13 protein-coding genes and 1 tRNA gene are annotated in these 15750 nt (G+C 66.1%); 8 read left to right on the forward strand and 6 right to left on the reverse strand.

The features are described 5' to 3' along the window. Nucleotides 1-259: 259 nt before the first annotated feature. From A9W99_RS24215 to A9W99_RS24230, 4 genes are all read right to left on the reverse strand, one after another. A tRNA-Val gene (locus tag A9W99_RS24215) sits at nt 260-331 on the reverse strand. 49 nt (nt 332-380) lie between these two features. Next, nucleotides 381-842, reverse strand: a complete 462-nt coding sequence (locus tag A9W99_RS24220) for a peroxiredoxin (protein ID WP_067384467.1) — start codon at nt 840-842, stop codon at nt 381-383. Then, a complete protein-coding gene (locus A9W99_RS24225) occupies nt 842-1264 on the reverse strand; it encodes a DUF3052 domain-containing protein (protein WP_067384470.1) in 423 nt (140 codons plus the stop codon). The genes A9W99_RS24220 and A9W99_RS24225 overlap by 1 nt, the downstream gene beginning before the upstream one ends. A gap of 81 nt (nt 1265-1345) precedes the next feature. Further along, a complete protein-coding gene (locus A9W99_RS24230; RefSeq protein ID WP_082930190.1) occupies nt 1346-1933 on the reverse strand; it encodes a hypothetical protein in 588 nt (195 codons plus the stop codon). A gap of 170 nt (nt 1934-2103) precedes the next feature. Between A9W99_RS24230 and aceE the strand changes: the two genes are divergently transcribed. The 7 genes from aceE (at nt 2104) to A9W99_RS24265 (ending at nt 11926) form a co-directional block, all read left to right on the forward strand. Further along, nucleotides 2104-4911: a pyruvate dehydrogenase (acetyl-transferring), homodimeric type gene (aceE, locus tag A9W99_RS24235; protein WP_067384476.1), complete on the forward strand. Its 2808-nt coding sequence runs from the start codon at nt 2104-2106 to the stop codon at nt 4909-4911. Between the two features lie 124 nt (nt 4912-5035). Continuing rightward, on the forward strand, nt 5036-6346 hold the full coding sequence (locus A9W99_RS24240; RefSeq protein ID WP_067384479.1) for a CdaR family transcriptional regulator: 1311 nt from the start codon (nt 5036-5038) through the stop codon (nt 6344-6346). Between the two features lie 140 nt (nt 6347-6486). Beyond that, nucleotides 6487-7404, forward strand: coding sequence for an ACP S-malonyltransferase (locus A9W99_RS24245; RefSeq protein WP_067384482.1), 918 nt, complete (start codon nt 6487-6489; stop codon nt 7402-7404). A gap of 77 nt (nt 7405-7481) precedes the next feature. Beyond that, nucleotides 7482-7829 carry a meromycolate extension acyl carrier protein AcpM gene (gene acpM, locus A9W99_RS24250; RefSeq protein ID WP_067236939.1) on the forward strand — a complete coding sequence of 116 codons (348 nt, stop codon included), beginning with the start codon at nt 7482-7484 and terminating at the stop codon, nt 7827-7829. Continuing rightward, nucleotides 7826-9076, forward strand: a complete 1251-nt coding sequence (kasA, locus tag A9W99_RS24255) for a 3-oxoacyl-ACP synthase KasA (protein ID WP_067384485.1) — start codon at nt 7826-7828, stop codon at nt 9074-9076. Before acpM ends, kasA begins: the two co-directional genes overlap by 4 nt. Nucleotides 9077-9165: 89 nt before the next feature. Then, a complete protein-coding gene (gene kasB, locus A9W99_RS24260) occupies nt 9166-10419 on the forward strand; it encodes a 3-oxoacyl-ACP synthase KasB (RefSeq protein WP_067384488.1) in 1254 nt (417 codons plus the stop codon). Between the two features lie 85 nt (nt 10420-10504). Beyond that, nucleotides 10505-11926 carry an acyl-CoA carboxylase subunit beta gene (locus tag A9W99_RS24265; protein WP_067384490.1) on the forward strand — a complete coding sequence of 474 codons (1422 nt, stop codon included), beginning with the start codon at nt 10505-10507 and terminating at the stop codon, nt 11924-11926. 83 nt (nt 11927-12009) lie between these two features. Here A9W99_RS24265 and A9W99_RS24270 read toward each other — a convergent pair whose 3' ends face one another. Continuing rightward, nucleotides 12010-13581, reverse strand: coding sequence for an FAD-dependent monooxygenase (locus A9W99_RS24270; protein WP_067384596.1), 1572 nt, complete (start codon nt 13579-13581; stop codon nt 12010-12012). Between the two features lie 79 nt (nt 13582-13660). Beyond that, the gene (locus A9W99_RS24275; protein WP_067384493.1) at nt 13661-14290 is read right to left on the reverse strand and encodes a TetR/AcrR family transcriptional regulator; all 630 of its coding nucleotides are present in this window, start codon (nt 14288-14290) and stop codon (nt 13661-13663) included. Nucleotides 14291-14550: 260 nt separating this feature from the next. Between A9W99_RS24275 and A9W99_RS24280 the strand changes: the two genes are divergently transcribed. Next, a complete protein-coding gene (locus tag A9W99_RS24280) occupies nt 14551-15705 on the forward strand; it encodes a phosphotransferase (protein ID WP_067384494.1) in 1155 nt (384 codons plus the stop codon). Nucleotides 15706-15750 lie beyond the last annotated feature (45 nt).

Here is a 15750-nt window from a genome sequence, read left to right on the forward strand (position 1 = left end):
ACAGCACGTATCCCAGCGTCGGTACCGAACGCGCAGGCGGTCAATAGCTGGCAGCGAAGTTGAAAAGTCCCCCGCACGAGGCCGAGGAGCACTTCTGGTCCCAAATCGGCAGAAGCTGCGCATACTGATGAGACGTCCAGTCCAACGTGTCTCGCCGTGATAGAACCGATTTGTTGTGGCTGTTGTCGTGCTACGGGTTACGCCGGTCGGAAGTGCTCGGCCTGCGGTGCAGTGAGGTGCTTACCTGCACCGATTACGGTGGGCGCGGACGGGATCGAACCGCCGACCGCTGGTGTGTAAAACCAGAGCTCTACCACTGAGCTACGCGCCCATTACCCGCCGGGCAGGCTACACGCCCGAGGGCCAACCACCCAAAACGGTCAAGATCGCAAAGCCATCAGCGCGTCGGTCCACGCCCGCTGGTCGCGGGCCTCTCCGGGCTGCTTCATCTCCGCGAACTGGATGATCCCGGACCGATCGACGACGAAGGTCCCGCGGTTGGAATAGCCGGCGTCGCTGTTGAACACGCCGTAGGCCTGGCTGACCTGGCCGTGCGGCCAGAAGTCCGACAACACCGGGAAGGTGAACCCACTCTGGGCCGCCCAGATCTTGTGGGTCGGCGGCGGGCCCACCGAGATGGCCAGCACCGCGCTGTCGTCGTTCTCGAATTCGGGCAAGTGATCGCGCAACTGGTCGAGTTCGCCCTGGCAGATCCCGGTGAAGGCCAGCGGGAAGAACACCAGCAGGACGTTTTGGGATCCGCGGTAGTCGCCGAGGCTGACGGGCTGATGGTTCTGGTCGCGCAGGGTGAAGTCCGGGGCTGTGGTCCCGACAGCCAGCATCAGCGCTTACCGGCCCGCGACTTGGGCTGTACCAACCGACTGGCGCTCCAGTCACCGAGGTTGACCGACGACGTCGGCATCAGGCCGGCGGTGGGGGCCGCTTCGGCGATCTCGGCGGGCAGCACGTGCCCGGGTCTGCCGGTCTTGGGGGTCAGCACCCAGATCACGCCGTCTTCGGCCAGCGGAGAGATCGCGTCCATCAAGGTGTCCACCAGGTCCCCGTCACCGTCTCGCCACCACAGCAGCACAACGTCGATGACCTCGTCGGTGTCTTCGTCGAGCAACTCACCGCCGCAAGCTTCCTCGACCGCTGCGCGGATGTCGTCGTCGGTGTCTTCGTCCCAGCCCCACTCCTGGACCACTTGGTCTCGTTGGATGCCCAGCTTGCGAGCGTAGCTCGGGGCGTGATCCGCCGCGACCACCGTGGGACCTCCTTTAGCCATGCACGCGCCGTGCGATGGGCTTAATCGTCGCACATGTCGCGCACGTCGAACATGCCCGCCTCAGGAGGCCACACACAGTTTCAATGACTTGGTCTTGGCCGCGTTGAGACGGTCGACCCGTCTGTTGAACTCCGCCGTTCCCACGTGCGTGGCGATCGCGTTGGCAACGCCGCGCACCGCGTCGACGTACTCGCGGAAGGCGTCCTGCATCTCCTGCGACAACGGGGGCCCGATGCTGCTCTCCACGGTGTTGCCGCTGTTGTTGCTGGCGTCTATGGCCGGGCCTTCGGCGGGGCCGGTGTTACGTCCCGCGTTGAACGCCGCGACGAAGGCGTTCACCTTGTCGATGGCGTCCTTGCTGGTGGTGGCCAGACCGTCGCACGCGCTGCGAATGGCGCGGGTCGTCAGCGACTGTTGCCGCTGGGTCTCCCGGATACTCGACGATGCCGCCGACGCCGACACCGACATCGACACCGACGAGCGGTAGGCCGGGGCCAGACTGCCGTTGGCCTTGCCGGTGCCGCTGGTGACCTTGGTACAGCCTACGATCCCAATCACCACAACCGCCACACAACCGAGCGCCAGAGCACCTCGCCTGGGGAACTCCCCCACGTGCCTGCGAGGGTAGGCACGCCATCCGATGAGCACGGCTCCTGACGTTACCGGGTCGCGGTTGCTGCCGCCGTGGACGCACCGATTTCGCGCGACTAAGTCGAGCCCAGCCGCGATCGGACGGTAGCTACCCGCCCGGCGCATCGGTGCGGCACGATAGGAGGAAGATCGCCAAGCAGATACCCCGCCAACTACAGGAGCGGAAGTTGACCACCGAGTTCGCGCGCACCGATTTGGCCAAAACCCCAAGCAGCACAAGCGAACCCGACCGTGTTCGGGTGATCCGCGAAGGTGTCGCGTCCTACTTGCCCGACATCGACCCCGAGGAGACGTCGGAGTGGCTGGAGTCCTTCGACCAGCTGCTGGAGCGCTCGGGACCCGCGCGGGCGCGTTATCTGATGTTGCGGCTGCTGGAACGGGCCGGCGAACAGCGCATCGCCATCCCTGCGCTGACGTCAACCGACTACGTCAACACCATCCCGACCGAGCTCGAACCGTGGTTTCCCGGCGACGAGGACGTCGAACGCCGGTATCGGACCTGGATCAGGTGGAACGCCGCGATCATGGTGCATCGCGCGCAGCGGCCCGGCGTTGGCGTCGGCGGCCACATCTCGACCTACGCGTCGTCCGCCGCGCTCTACGAGGTCGGCTTCAACCACTTCTTCCGCGGCAAATCGCACCCCGGCGGCGGCGACCAGATTTTCATCCAGGGCCACGCGTCGCCCGGTATCTACGCGCGGGCGTTCCTGGAGGGTCGCCTCACCGCAGATCAGCTAGACGGATTCCGTCAGGAACACAGCCACCCCGGCGGCGGCCTGCCGTCCTATCCACACCCGCGGTTGATGCCCGATTTCTGGGAATTCCCAACGGTGTCAATGGGACTCGGCCCGATGAACGCCATCTACCAAGCCCGGTTCAACCACTACCTGCACGACCGCGGCATCAAGGACACCTCCGACCAACACGTGTGGTGCTTCTTGGGCGACGGCGAGATGGACGAGCCGGAGAGCCGCGGGCTGCTGCACCTTGGAGCGCTTGACGGCCTCGACAACCTGACCTTCGTGATCAACTGCAACCTGCAACGCCTCGACGGCCCAGTGCGCGGCAACGGCAAAATCATTCAGGAGCTGGAGTCCTTCTTCCGCGGCGCCGGATGGAACGTCATCAAGGTGGTGTGGGGACGCGAATGGGACGCGTTGCTGCACGCCGACAAGGACGGCGCGCTGGTCAACCTGATGAACGTCACGCCGGACGGCGACTACCAGACGTACAAGGCCAACGACGGCGCGTATGTGCGCGACCATTTCTTCGGTCGCGATCCGCGTACCAAGGCGCTGGTGGCGGACATGAGCGACGACGAGATCTGGAACCTCAAGCGCGGCGGCCACGACTACCGCAAGGTCTACGCCGCCTACCGCGCCGCCATCGACCACAAGGGACAGCCGACGGTCATCCTGGCCAAGACCATCAAGGGCTACTCGCTGGGCGCACACTTCCAGGGCCGCAACGCCACTCACCAGATGAAAAAGCTTGCGCTGGCTGACCTCAAGTACTTCCGCGACGCCATGCGCATCCCGATCAGCGACGCCCAAATCGACGAAGACCCCTATCTGCCGCCGTACTACCACCCCGGCCCGGATGCCCCCGAAATTCGCTATCTGCTCGACCGGCGCCGCACCCTGGGCGGCTTCATCCCGGAGCGCCGGACCAAGTCCAAAGCGCTCATGCTCCCCGGGCGCGATGTCTACAAGGCGCTGAAGAAGGGGTCGGGTCAACAAGAAGTCGCCACCACCATGGCGACCGTGCGCACCTTCAAAGAAGTGTTGCGCGACAAGGAAATTGGACCGCGGATCGTTCCCATCATTCCCGACGAAGCCCGAACCTTCGGGATGGACTCCTGGTTCCCCAACCTCAAGATCTACAACCGCAACGGCCAGCTGTATACCGCCGTGGACGCCGAGCTGATGCTGGCTTACAAGGAAAGCGAAGTCGGGCAGATCATGCACGAGGGCATCAACGAGGCGGGGTCGGTGGCCTGCTTCACCGCGGTCGGCACGTCGTATGCCACGCACAACGAGCCGATGATCCCGATCTACATCTTCTATTCGATGTTCGGGTTCCAGCGCACCGGCGACGGGTTCTGGGCGGCTTCCGACCAGATGGCGCGCGGCTTCGTGCTCGGGGCCACCGCCGGGCGCACCACGCTGACCGGTGAGGGCCTGCAACACGCCGACGGCCATTCGCTGCTGATTGCCGCGACCAACCCGGCGGTGGTGTCCTACGACCCGGCGTTCGCCTACGAGATCGCCTACATCATCGAAAGCGGGCTCTCGCGGATGTACGGCGAGAACCCGGAGAACGTGTACTTCTACATCACCGTCTACAACGAGCCCTACGTGCAGCCGCCGGAGCCGGAGAACTTCGACCCCGAAGGCGTGCTGCGCGGCATCTACCGTTACCAGGCAGCCAAAGAGCGACGCGCAAACACCGCGCAGCTCCTGGCGTCCGGGGTGTCGATGCCGTCGGCGCTGAAGGCAGCGGAGATGTTGGCCGCCGAGTGGGATGTCGCCGCAGACGTCTGGTCGGTGACCAGTTGGGGCGAGCTGAACCGCGACGGTGTCGCCATCGAGCGGGCGAAGCTGCGTCACCCCGACCGTCAGCCCGGGGTGCCATACGTGACTCAGGTTTTATCCGAGGCACAAGCCTCGGGTGCGGCCGGGCCCGTCGTCGCCGTCTCGGACTGGATGCGCGCCGTTCCCGAGCAGATCCGGCAGTGGGTGCCCGCCACCTACGTCACGCTGGGCACCGACGGCTTCGGCTTCTCCGACACCCGGCCCGCCGCGCGCCGCTACTTCAACACCGACGCCGAATCGCAGGTGGTCGCGGTGCTGGAGGCGCTGGCGAGGGACGGGGAAATCGACCCGTCGGTGCCGGTCGCGGCCGCCCGTCAGTATCGGATCGACGACGTGCTGGCCGCGCCGGCGCAGACTTCCGATCCGGGGCCGGGCGCCTAGCAAGCGCCACCCACCGCGCCGAGCGCCACGCCAGCATGGCCGTCGACGTCGAGTGGCACGCCGGCGTGACACCCGCTCGACGCCTTTGGCGGAAAGTTCCAGAAAACTCTTGTAGCTTTTAGGGATGAGCGACAACCAATTCGTCCGCCCGAAATCGCCGCTCGAACTCCTGGACACCGTGCCCGACTCGCTGCTGCGGCGGTTGAAGCAGTATTCGGGCCGACTGGCCACCGAGGCGGTCTCGGCCATGCAGGAGCGGCTGCCGTTCTTCGCCGAGCTGGAAGCGTCCCAGCGCGCCAGCGTGGCACTCGTGGTGCAGACGGCCGTCGTCAACTTCGTCGAATGGATGCAGGACCCGCACAGCAACGTCAGCTACACCGCGCAGGCATTCGAGCTGGTTCCCCAGGACCTGACCCGACGGATCGCATTGCGCCACAGCGTGGAGATGGTCCGCGTCACCATGGAGTTCTTCGAAGAGGTGGTGCCCATGCTGGCCCGCTCCGAAGAGCAGCTGACGGCGCTCACCGTGGGCATCTTGAAGTACAGCCGCGACCTGGCGTTCACCGCCGCCACGGCCTACGCCGACGCGGCCGAGGCGCGCGGCACTTGGGACAGCCGGATGGAGGCCAGCGTCGTCGACGCGGTGGTACGCGGTGACACCGGCCCCGAGCTGCTGTCCCGCGCGGCCGCGTTGAACTGGGACACCACCTCGCCGGCGACGGTGGTGGTGGGAACGCCCGCGCCCAGCCGCGGCGAACCCAACGCGGAACTCGACAGCGAGCGCGCCAGCCAGGATGTCCGCGATATCGCCGCCCGCCACGGCCGGGCCGCACTCACCGACGTACACGGCACCTGGCTGGTGGCGATCGTCTCGGGCCACCTGTCGCCGACCGAGAAGTTTTTGGGCGACCTGCTGGAGGCGTTCTCGGACGGCCCAGTGGTCATCGGACCTACCGCGCCCATGCTGACCGCGGCCTACCACAGCGCGAGTGAGGCGATTTCCGGGATGAACGCGGTCGCCGGGTGGAGCGGCGCCCCGCGGCCGGTGCTGGCCAGAGAACTGTTGCCGGAACGGGCCCTGATGGGCGATGCGTCGGCGCTCGTGGCACTGCATACGGACGTGATGCGGCCCCTGGCGGACGCCGGTCCGACGCTCACCGAGACCCTTAACGCTTATTTAGATTGTGGCGGCGCGATTGAGGCCTGCGCGCGCAAGTTGTTCGTTCATCCAAACACCGTGCGGTACCGGCTGAAGCGGATCACCGACTTCACGGGCCGCGACCCCACGCAGCCACGGGACGCGTACGTCCTGCGTGTGGCCGCGACGGTAGGCCAGCTGAACTATCCGGTACCTCAGTCCAGTGCCGGGAACAACGCCCTGACTCAGCTTCCCGCGCCGGTCAGAGGCGCTGTTGTCGGCGTGTCGGAACTATAGTGACTCAGATGACAGATCGCGGGACGATATCAAACGGGTAGCTTACGGAGCTGTTTTGTAGGGTGTACACAAAAACCTAAGATAAGGTTCATAATCTGTTACACCCGCTAAAACCGTTTCCACAGTGTTCTCTTAGACACGTGATTGCGTTTCTTGCTCCCGGACAAGGTTCCCAGACCGAGGGGATGCTGTCGCCGTGGCTGGAACTGCCTGGCGCAGCAGACCGGATTGCATCGTGGTCGAACGCCAGTGGCCTGGACCTCGAGCGGCTGGGTACCACCGCGTCGATGGAGGAGATCACCGACACCGCGGTCGCCCAGCCCCTGATCGTCGCGGCCACCCTGCTGGCTTACCAGGAGCTGACTCGGCGCGAACTGCTGGCCGACAAAGAAGTTATTGTCGCCGGCCACTCCGTCGGGGAGATCGCCGCCTATGCGATCGCCGGAGTCATGGCCCCCGACGACGCCGTCGCGCTGGCCGCCAGCCGCGGTGCCGAGATGGCAAAAGCCTGCGCGCTCGAGCCGACCGGCATGTCGGCGGTGCTCGGCGGCGACGAGGCCGACGTGCTGGGCCGGCTTGAGCAGCTCGACCTGGTGCCTGCCAACCGCAACGCCGCCGGCCAGATCGTCGCGGCCGGCGCGCTGACCGCGCTGGAGAAGCTTGCCGAAGACCCGCCGGCCAAGGCGCGGGTGCGCGCATTGGGCGTGGCCGGAGCGTTCCACACGAGGTTCATGGCTCCCGCGCTAGACGGCTTTGCCGCCGCGGCGGCCGGCATCGCGACCGCCGAGCCCACCGCGACGCTGTTGTCCAACCACGACGGCAACCCGGTAGCCTCGGCCGCAGCCGCGATGGACACACTCGTCGCTCAGCTCACCAAGCCGGTGCGCTGGGACCTGTGCATGGCCACCTTGCGTGAACACCCCGACTATCAAGTCACGGCGATCGTGGAGTTCCCGCCCGCGGGAACCCTCAGCGGTATCGCCAAACGAGAACTTCGGGGAGTGCCGGCGCGTGCCGTCAAATCACCCGCAGACCTGGACGAGCTGGCCAACCTCTAACGCCGGCTTGGCCTCGGCGAGACCAGTACAAAGCAAGTCAATTCCATTTGCACACAACAACGAAGGGAAGCAAGAACGTGGCCGTAACTCAGGAAGAAATCATCGCCGGTATTGCCGAGATCATCGAAGAGGTAACCGGTATCGAGCCGTCCGAGATCACCCCGGAGAAGTCGTTCGTCGACGACCTGGACATCGACTCGCTGTCGATGGTCGAGATCGCGGTGCAGACCGAGGACAAGTACGGCGTGAAGATCCCCGACGAGGACCTCGCTGGTCTGCGTACCGTCGGTGACGTCGTCGCCTACATCCAGAAGCTCGAGGAAGAGAACCCCGAGGCCGCCGAGGCGCTGCGGGCCAAGCTCGAGACCGAGAACCCCGACGCCGTTGCCAACGTCAAGGCGAGGCTGGAAGCGGAAAGCAAGTGACCAAGCCTTCCACTGCTAATGGCGGTTACCCCAGCGTTGTGGTGACCGCCGTCACAGCGACGACGTCGATCTCGCCGGACATCGAGAGCACGTGGAAGGGTCTGTTGGCTGGCGAGAGCGGCATCCACGTACTCGAGGACGAGTTCGTCACCAAATGGGACCTGCCCGTCAAGATAGGTGGCCACCTCAAGGAGCCGGTCGACAACCACATGGGCCGGCTGGACCTGCGACGCATGTCGTACGTCCAGCGGATGAGCAAGCTGCTCAGCGGCCAGTTGTGGGAGTCGGCGGGCAGCCCCGAGGTCGATCCCGACCGGTTCACCGTCGTGGTGGGCACCGGTCTGGGTGGCGCCGAGCGAATCGTGGAGAGCTACGACCTGATGAACGAGGGCGGGCCCCGCAAGGTGTCCCCGCTCGCCGTTCAGATGATCATGCCCAACGGCGCCGCGGCGACCGTCGGGCTCCAACTGGGGGCGCGGGCCGGGGTGATCACCCCGGTGTCGGCCTGTTCGTCTGGCTCGGAGGCCATTGCCCACGCATGGCGTCAGATCGTCATGGGTGACGCGGACATCGCCGTCTGCGGCGGCGTCGAGGGACCCATCGAGGCGCTGCCCATCGCGGCGTTCTCCATGATGCGGGCCATGTCGACCCGCAACGACGAGCCCGAGCGGGCGTCGCGCCCGTTCGACAAAGACCGCGACGGCTTCGTGTTCGGCGAGGCCGGTGCGCTCATGCTCATCGAGACCGAGGAGCACGCCAAGGCCCGCGGCGCCACGCCGTTGGCAAGGCTGATGGGCGCCGGTATCACCTCGGACGCCTTCCACATGGTGGCGCCCGCGGCGGACGGTGTGCGGGCCGGCCGGGCCATGACGCGTTCGATGGAGTTGGCGGGTTTGTCCCCCAAGGACATCGACCACGTCAACGCCCACGGAACTGCCACTCCGATCGGTGATTCCGCCGAGGCCAACGCGATCCGGGTCGCCGGTTGCGAACACGCCGCGGTATATGCGCCGAAGTCGGCGCTCGGTCACTCGATCGGCGCGGTCGGCGCGCTCGAATCTGCACTCACGGTGTTGACCCTTCGGGACGGCGTCATTCCACCGACTCTCAACTACCAAACCCCGGATCCCGAGATCAATCTGGATGTTGTCGCGGGCGAACCGCGCTACGGCGAGTACCGCTACGCGATCAACAACTCCTTCGGGTTCGGCGGCCACAACGTGGCGCTCGCGTTCGGGCGTTACTAGGCCGGACAGGCACGGCGTCCGGAGACGATGCGGGCTGCAAGCGGCCCGAGGAGGAGCCGGACAACACGGAAGGAACATTCGCTAGACCAATGGCCAAGTTGAGTACGGGAAACGGCTTTCCCGACGTTGTCGTCACGGGCATCGCCATGACGACCGCCGTGGCAACCGACGCGGAGAACACCTGGAAGCAGTTGCTCGACGGACAGAGTGGGATCCGCACGCTTGAGGACCCGTTTGTCGAGGAGTTTGACCTCCCGGTCCGGATCGGCGGGCACCTGCTCGAGGAGTTCGACAGCACCCTGACGCGCATTGAGCTGCGTCGGTTGTCGTACCTGCAGCGGATGTCCACCGTGCTGGGCCGGCGAGTCTGGGAGAACGCCGGGTCGCCCGAGGTCGACACCACTCGTCTGATGGTGTGCATCGGCACCGGAATGGGCTCCACCGAGGAGCTCATCTGGGGTTACGACGAGCTGCGCGAGCGCGGCACAAAGGCTTTCAACCCGTTGGGAGTGCAGAAGTACATGCCCAACGGCGCGGCCGCGGCGGTCGGGCTGGAGCGGCATGCCAAGGCCGGGGTGAGCGCTCCGGTGTCGGCGTGTGCGTCGGGCGCCGAAGGCATCGCCCAGGCCTGGCGGCACATCGTGCTCGGCGAGGCCGACATCGCGATCTGCGGTGGCGTGGAGACGAAGATCGAAGCTGTACCGATCGCGGCGTTCGCGGCCATGCGCATCGTGTTGTCGACCAACAACGAAGACCCGGCCGGCGCCTGTCGCCCGTTCGACAAGGACCGCACCGGCTTCGTGTTCGGCGAGGCCGGCGCGCTGATGGTGATCGAGACCGAGGAGCACGCCAAGGCCCGCGGCGCCAACATCCTGGGCCGGGTCATGGGGGCCAGCATCACTTCTGACGGCTTCCACATGGTGGCTCCGGACCCCAACGGCGAGCGCGCCGGGCATGCGATCAAGCGGGCGGTCGAGCTCGCCGGGCTGACCCCCAGCGACATCGACCACGTCAACGCGCACGCCACCGGCACGCAGGTCGGCGACCTCGCCGAGGGCAAGGCCATCAACAACGCCCTCGGCAGCCACAAGCCGGCGGTGTACGCTCCCAAATCTGCTCTCGGCCACTCGGTGGGTGCGGTCGGTGCAGTGGAGTCAATCCTGACCGTGCTCGCGTTGCGGGACCAGGTGGTCCCGCCGACACTGAATCTGGAAAATCTCGATCCCGAGATCGACCTGGATGTGGTGGCGGGCAAGCCGCGGCCGGGTGATTACCGGTATGCGGTCAACAACTCGTTCGGATTCGGCGGGCACAACGTGGCGATCGCTTTCGGGCGCTACTAGACGACGCCTTTTAGACGGCGCTTTTTAGAAAATGCCAAGGACCATCGGCTAAACCTGAGCACCACCCGGAACTAGGAGACCTGCGATGACAATCATGGCCCCCGAGGCGGTTGGCGAGTCGCTCGACCCCCGCGATCCGTTGTTGCGTCTGAGCAATTTCTTCGACGACGGCAGCGTGCAACTACTGCACGAGCGTGACCGCTCCGGTGTGCTCTCCGCGGCCGGCACCGTGAACGGCGTCCGCACCATCGCGTTCTGCACCGACGGGACCGTGATGGGCGGGGCCATGGGTGTCGAGGGCTGTGCGCACATCGTCAACGCCTACGACACCGCCATTGAGGAGCAGAGCCCGATCGTGGGCATCTGGCACTCCGGTGGGGCCCGCCTCGCCGAAGGCGTGCGGGCGCTGCACGCTGTCGGGCAGGTTTTCGAGGCCATGATCCGCGCATCGGGCTACGTCCCGCAGATCTCGGTGGTCGTCGGCTTCGCCGCCGGCGGCGCCGCCTACGGACCGGCGCTGACCGACGTCGTCATCATGGCGCCGGAAAGCCGGGTCTTCGTCACCGGGCCGGACGTGGTGCGCAGCGTCACCGGCGAGGACGTCGACATGGCGTCGCTGGGTGGTCCGGAGACTCACCACAAGAAGTCCGGGGTCTGCCACATCGTGGCCGACGACGAGCTCGACGCCTACGAGCGTGGCCGTCGTCTGGTCGGATTGTTCTGCCAGCAAGGGCATTTCGACCGCGGCAAGGCCGAAGCCGGTGACACCGACATCCACGCCCTGCTGCCCGAGTCGGCTCGGCGCGCCTACGACGTGCGTCCCATCGTCACCGCGATCCTGGACGAAGAAACGCCTTTCGACGAGTTCCAGGCCAACTGGGCGCCGTCGATGGTGGTCGGGCTGGGCCGGCTGTCCGGTCGCACGGTCGGCGTTCTGGCGAACAACCCGCTGCGCCTGGGCGGCTGCCTGAACTCCGAAAGTGCCGAGAAGGCAGCACGTTTCGTGCGGCTGTGCGACGCGTTCGGTATTCCGTTGGTCGTGGTCGTCGACGTGCCGGGCTACCTGCCGGGTGTCGACCAGGAGTGGGGTGGCGTGGTGCGCCGCGGCGCCAAGCTGCTGCACGCGTTCGGCGAGTGCACCGTTCCGCGTGTCACGCTGGTCACCCGAAAGACCTACGGCGGGGCCTACATTGCGATGAACTCCCGCTCGTTGAACGCCACCAAGGTGTTTGCGTGGCCGGACGCCGAAGTCGCGGTGATGGGCGCCAAGGCGGCGGTGGGCATCCTGCACAAGAAGAAGCTCGCTGCCGCACCCGACGACGAGCGCGAAGCGCTGCACGACCAGCTGGCTGCCGAGCACGAGCGGATCGCCGGCGGCGTGGACAGCGCCATCGACATCGGTGTGGTCGACGAGAAGATCGATCCCGCGCACACTCGCAGCAAGCTCACCGAAGCGCTGGCCCAGGCGCCGGCTCGCCGCGGTCGCCACAAGAACATCCCGCTTTAATAGCGCGAGCTGGGCCCACGCGCGCCAGCTGGGGAACGCAAAATCCCCCGACACGCGGTGCGTGCGGGGGATTTTGAGTCTGCTCACCCGCGGCACAGGATCGTCGAAAGCGCTTGGCGTAGCTGGCTTTCTGGATCCGAGGGCAATAGCTCGGCCCGCCAGCCGACGAAATTGTCGGGGCGCACCAACAGCGCACCTTCGGGCGCGAGTCCGGTGACATGGGCCCATTCGTCGCTCTGGATGCAATGCGTTGTGATCGGAACGCCGAGGGCGGACGACACCGAGGATGCAGCCGCGCGCCAGCGATCGTCGCCGGTGAAGACGGTGAACCCGGTACCGAGCAGGTCTATCGTCGACACCCGCTCGCCGCGATGCTGCACCCACACATGCGGCACCCGGGTGCCGGGCTGTCCGCGCAACTTGTCCACCAGCGCTCCGGCGTCCGCCTCACCGTCGACAATTGCGGCCGACCGGTATCGGTAGCCGATCAGCAGCGCGAACATCGGCGCTTCCTCGTCCGCAGGCAGCCCCGGCCCCTGGTCTTTGAGCCGCAGAAATGCCAACGCCGGCCCGATCAGGGACTGACGCGCATTGAAGCGCCCAACCGGGTGTCGCTCGGCGTGATAGGTAGCGAGCAGCGGAGGCTCGGCGTTTCCTTGCAATACCGTGGCCAGCTTCCAGGCCAGGTTGTGCGCGCTCTGGATGGCCGTGTTGGCGCCGCCACCCTTGAACGGCGGCATGGTGTGCGCTGAGTCGCCGACGAGAAAGACTCGGCCGCTTCGGAATTGGTCGGCCACCCGCTCGTACGGCTGCCATGGCGCCACATCGATGATTTCCACCTCGATCGGCTCACCAACGGCTTTGACGAGCAGCTCGCGGCAATGCTGCGGCGTGAACTGAGCGGCGGTCTCACCGTTGTCGGGAAAGTAGGTGGTGATGAACATGCCCAGGTCGTCGCGCACCGGCAGAAATATCCCGTTCACATCCGCGTTGTCAACTTGCACGGCATCGCCATCGCCGAGCTGGGGGACGAACTTTCGCCACGGCGCCCGGAAATAAATGAAGACGACATAGATCGGCAGGGCTCCGTAGCCGGAGGTCGTCACGCCGAGTGCATCCCGGATCGGACTGTGCACGCCATCGGCGGCCACCAGATAGTCGGCGCGCACGGTTTCCGAACCACCCGAATCCCGGTCGCGCAACACGGCATTCACGCCGGTGTCGTCTTGTTCGAAGGAGCACAACTCGGTGTGATAGCGCGCCTCGTTGCCGGACCGTCGGACGTGGCCGAGCAGGATCGGTTCCAACGCGCTCTGTGGGCAATACTGTCCGGCGGGCTCAGGACTCAGTCCATCGAACGGCGAGAAAATGGCGTTGGCGTCGAACGCCTGCTTCTGCTCGGTGGCGGCCAGCGTGGGCTTGCTCACCATGTCCGAAACTCCGTCCGCGATCGCGTGGACCTCGTCGGCGAGGCCCAGACCGCGCAGGATCTCCAAACTGCGGAAGCTCAGGTTGCGTGCCTTCGGATAGATGAACACCTCGCCGCGCTTCTCCACCAAGAGCGAGTGGATGCCATGTCTGGCAAGCAGCGCCGACATGGTCAGGCCACCGGCGCCGGCGCCGACGATGAGCACGGGGACGTGGTTGGCATTCATCGTCATCTCCCCATCTGTACGGAACGAATCAGTTCCGTTTCAGCCCATGCTGGCACTCCGGCAGGGAACACGCAAACTGCTACGGGGCCGATCCGCCGGCTAGCGGCAACAACACGTCTTCGAGTACGCGGCGGACATAGACCCGATCGACAGGTCGACCGGTCAGCAGCCGCAGCACGTTGAGGCCCAAGGCGACGTCCGGCATCAGGCTCAGATCGCGACCGGACGGGATTTCCCCGCGCGCCACCGCTTGGTCGAGCACACCTCGCACGATGTTGCGTGGCCTGGACAGCACGAGATCATCCAGGGCAGCGGCCAGGACGGGATTGTGCATTGCGGCCGTCGCCACTCCGACAACCACCTGCATCGTGCCGTAAGCAGTGTCATCGATGTCCGGGACTGCGGCGACCAGTGCCTCGATGTCACCGCGCAGGCTGCCGGTGTTGGGCAGCTCGACGGGTCCGAGCTGCCGGCGCCAGTGGGCGATCGCGTCGGCCACCACCACCGCCTTCGACGGCCAGCGACGATAGATTGCGGCCTTGCCGACACCCGCGCGCGACGCGATGTCGTCCATGCTCAGCCGGTCGTACCCCAGTTCGGCAACACCGACCAACGCCGCGTCGAGGATGGTTCCGTCCAGGGACCGGTCCAGCCGTCGCGGACTTCGTGCGCGCGCTACGCGATCATTTCCGGCGCTCCCATCGGCCATCGCGGTGACCTCATCCTCTCGATACGATACGGTTCCGTCTAAACATACTCCGTGTCCGGCCACTCGTGCCGGGCAGCCGCAAAAGCTCCCGAAACCCGGCCTTGGCCTGAGTGGGTGCACGTCGTTGTCGCGCGCTATGGCCCGTGCCCGGTGGCCCCGGACGTGGGGGGTCGCTCCGAAGAATCCTCCAAGGCGGCCCGCTGGATTCTCATCGATATCACGTTGCGGCCAAGGGGGCGACGCAGCAGAGTAGAGAAATAGTGAATCTGATCACGTCAGGCCGGGCGATCGCGGAATCCGCGCTCGCGCTGTCGCCGTGGGTTCCGGCGCCGAAGCCTCGGTCGGCGGTGGACGTCGATGCGACGTGGATAACGGCGGTATTCGGTCAGCGGGTGCCAGGCGCGGTCGCGCTTCGCGTCGAGACCATGGAGGGCACGTCAGGGCTGACCGACCGGCGACGTCTGGCCATCGAGTGGAACGCCGCCGGCCAGGACGCCGGGCTGCCCACGGGCGTGTTCGTCAAGGCGACGCCGTTGTCAGCGAAAAACCGTGCGATGGTGGCCGCCCTCGATATGGCGATGAACGAAGTCGGGTTCTACCAGGCGATCCGGCCAGGACTCGGGGACGACGTCGCGCCGCAGGTGTACGCGTGCCACGCGGGCCATGGTGGCCGTTACCTGCTCCTGTTGGAGGACCTCGCCGGGGCTGGCGCAACCTTTCTCGAGAGCCCTCACGACCTCGACCTGCCCTACGCGGAGGGCGTCGTGCGCGCCCTGGGCCACCTGCACGCGGCGTTCTGGGACAGCCCGCGTCTGAATAACGACCTCTCCTGGATCGCGTCGGAGAGGCAGCGGCCTGGATTTGCCGTCATGCTTTGGCAGTTCCGCCGCATGCGCAAGAAACTACTCGCTTCCGCCGAATACGAACTGCCACCGTCGGTGCGACGCATGGCCGAATTCGTCAACCGCAACGATCATGCGCTGCACGCTAAGTGGAAGGTCGGTCCGCAGACAGTGCTGCACGGCGACGGGCATGCCGGCAACACCTACGGTCTTCCGGACGGGCGAAGCGGGCTTCTCGACTGGCAGCTGATCCAGCGTGGACCCGGCATCCGTGAGATCAGCTACTTCTTCACGCATTCGCTGCCGATCGAGTTGCGCAGGCAGCATCAGGAAGACCTGATCAGGCTTTACCTGTCGACCTTGCAGGAATACGGCTTGACCGACCCGCCGACGTTTGACGAGGCGTGGCAGGCCTACCGATTCTTCGTCTTCGACGCGTGGGATTTTGTCGGCCTGTGCATGGTATGGCCTGGGCTCCAGCCCCCGGGCTTCGCCGAGGAAGGATTTCGCCGTGCGAACGCCACGGTCGCCGATCTGGAGGTCGACAAGGCGGTGATGGCCGCGCTGTCGTGACCCGGGACGTAACTGTGAACTTGGATCGGCTGGGTCCACGAGACT

Origin of the sequence: Mycobacterium sp. 1164966.3 (genome assembly GCF_001665395.1) — a bacterium.
Lineage (GTDB): Bacteria > Actinomycetota > Actinomycetes > Mycobacteriales > Mycobacteriaceae > Mycobacterium.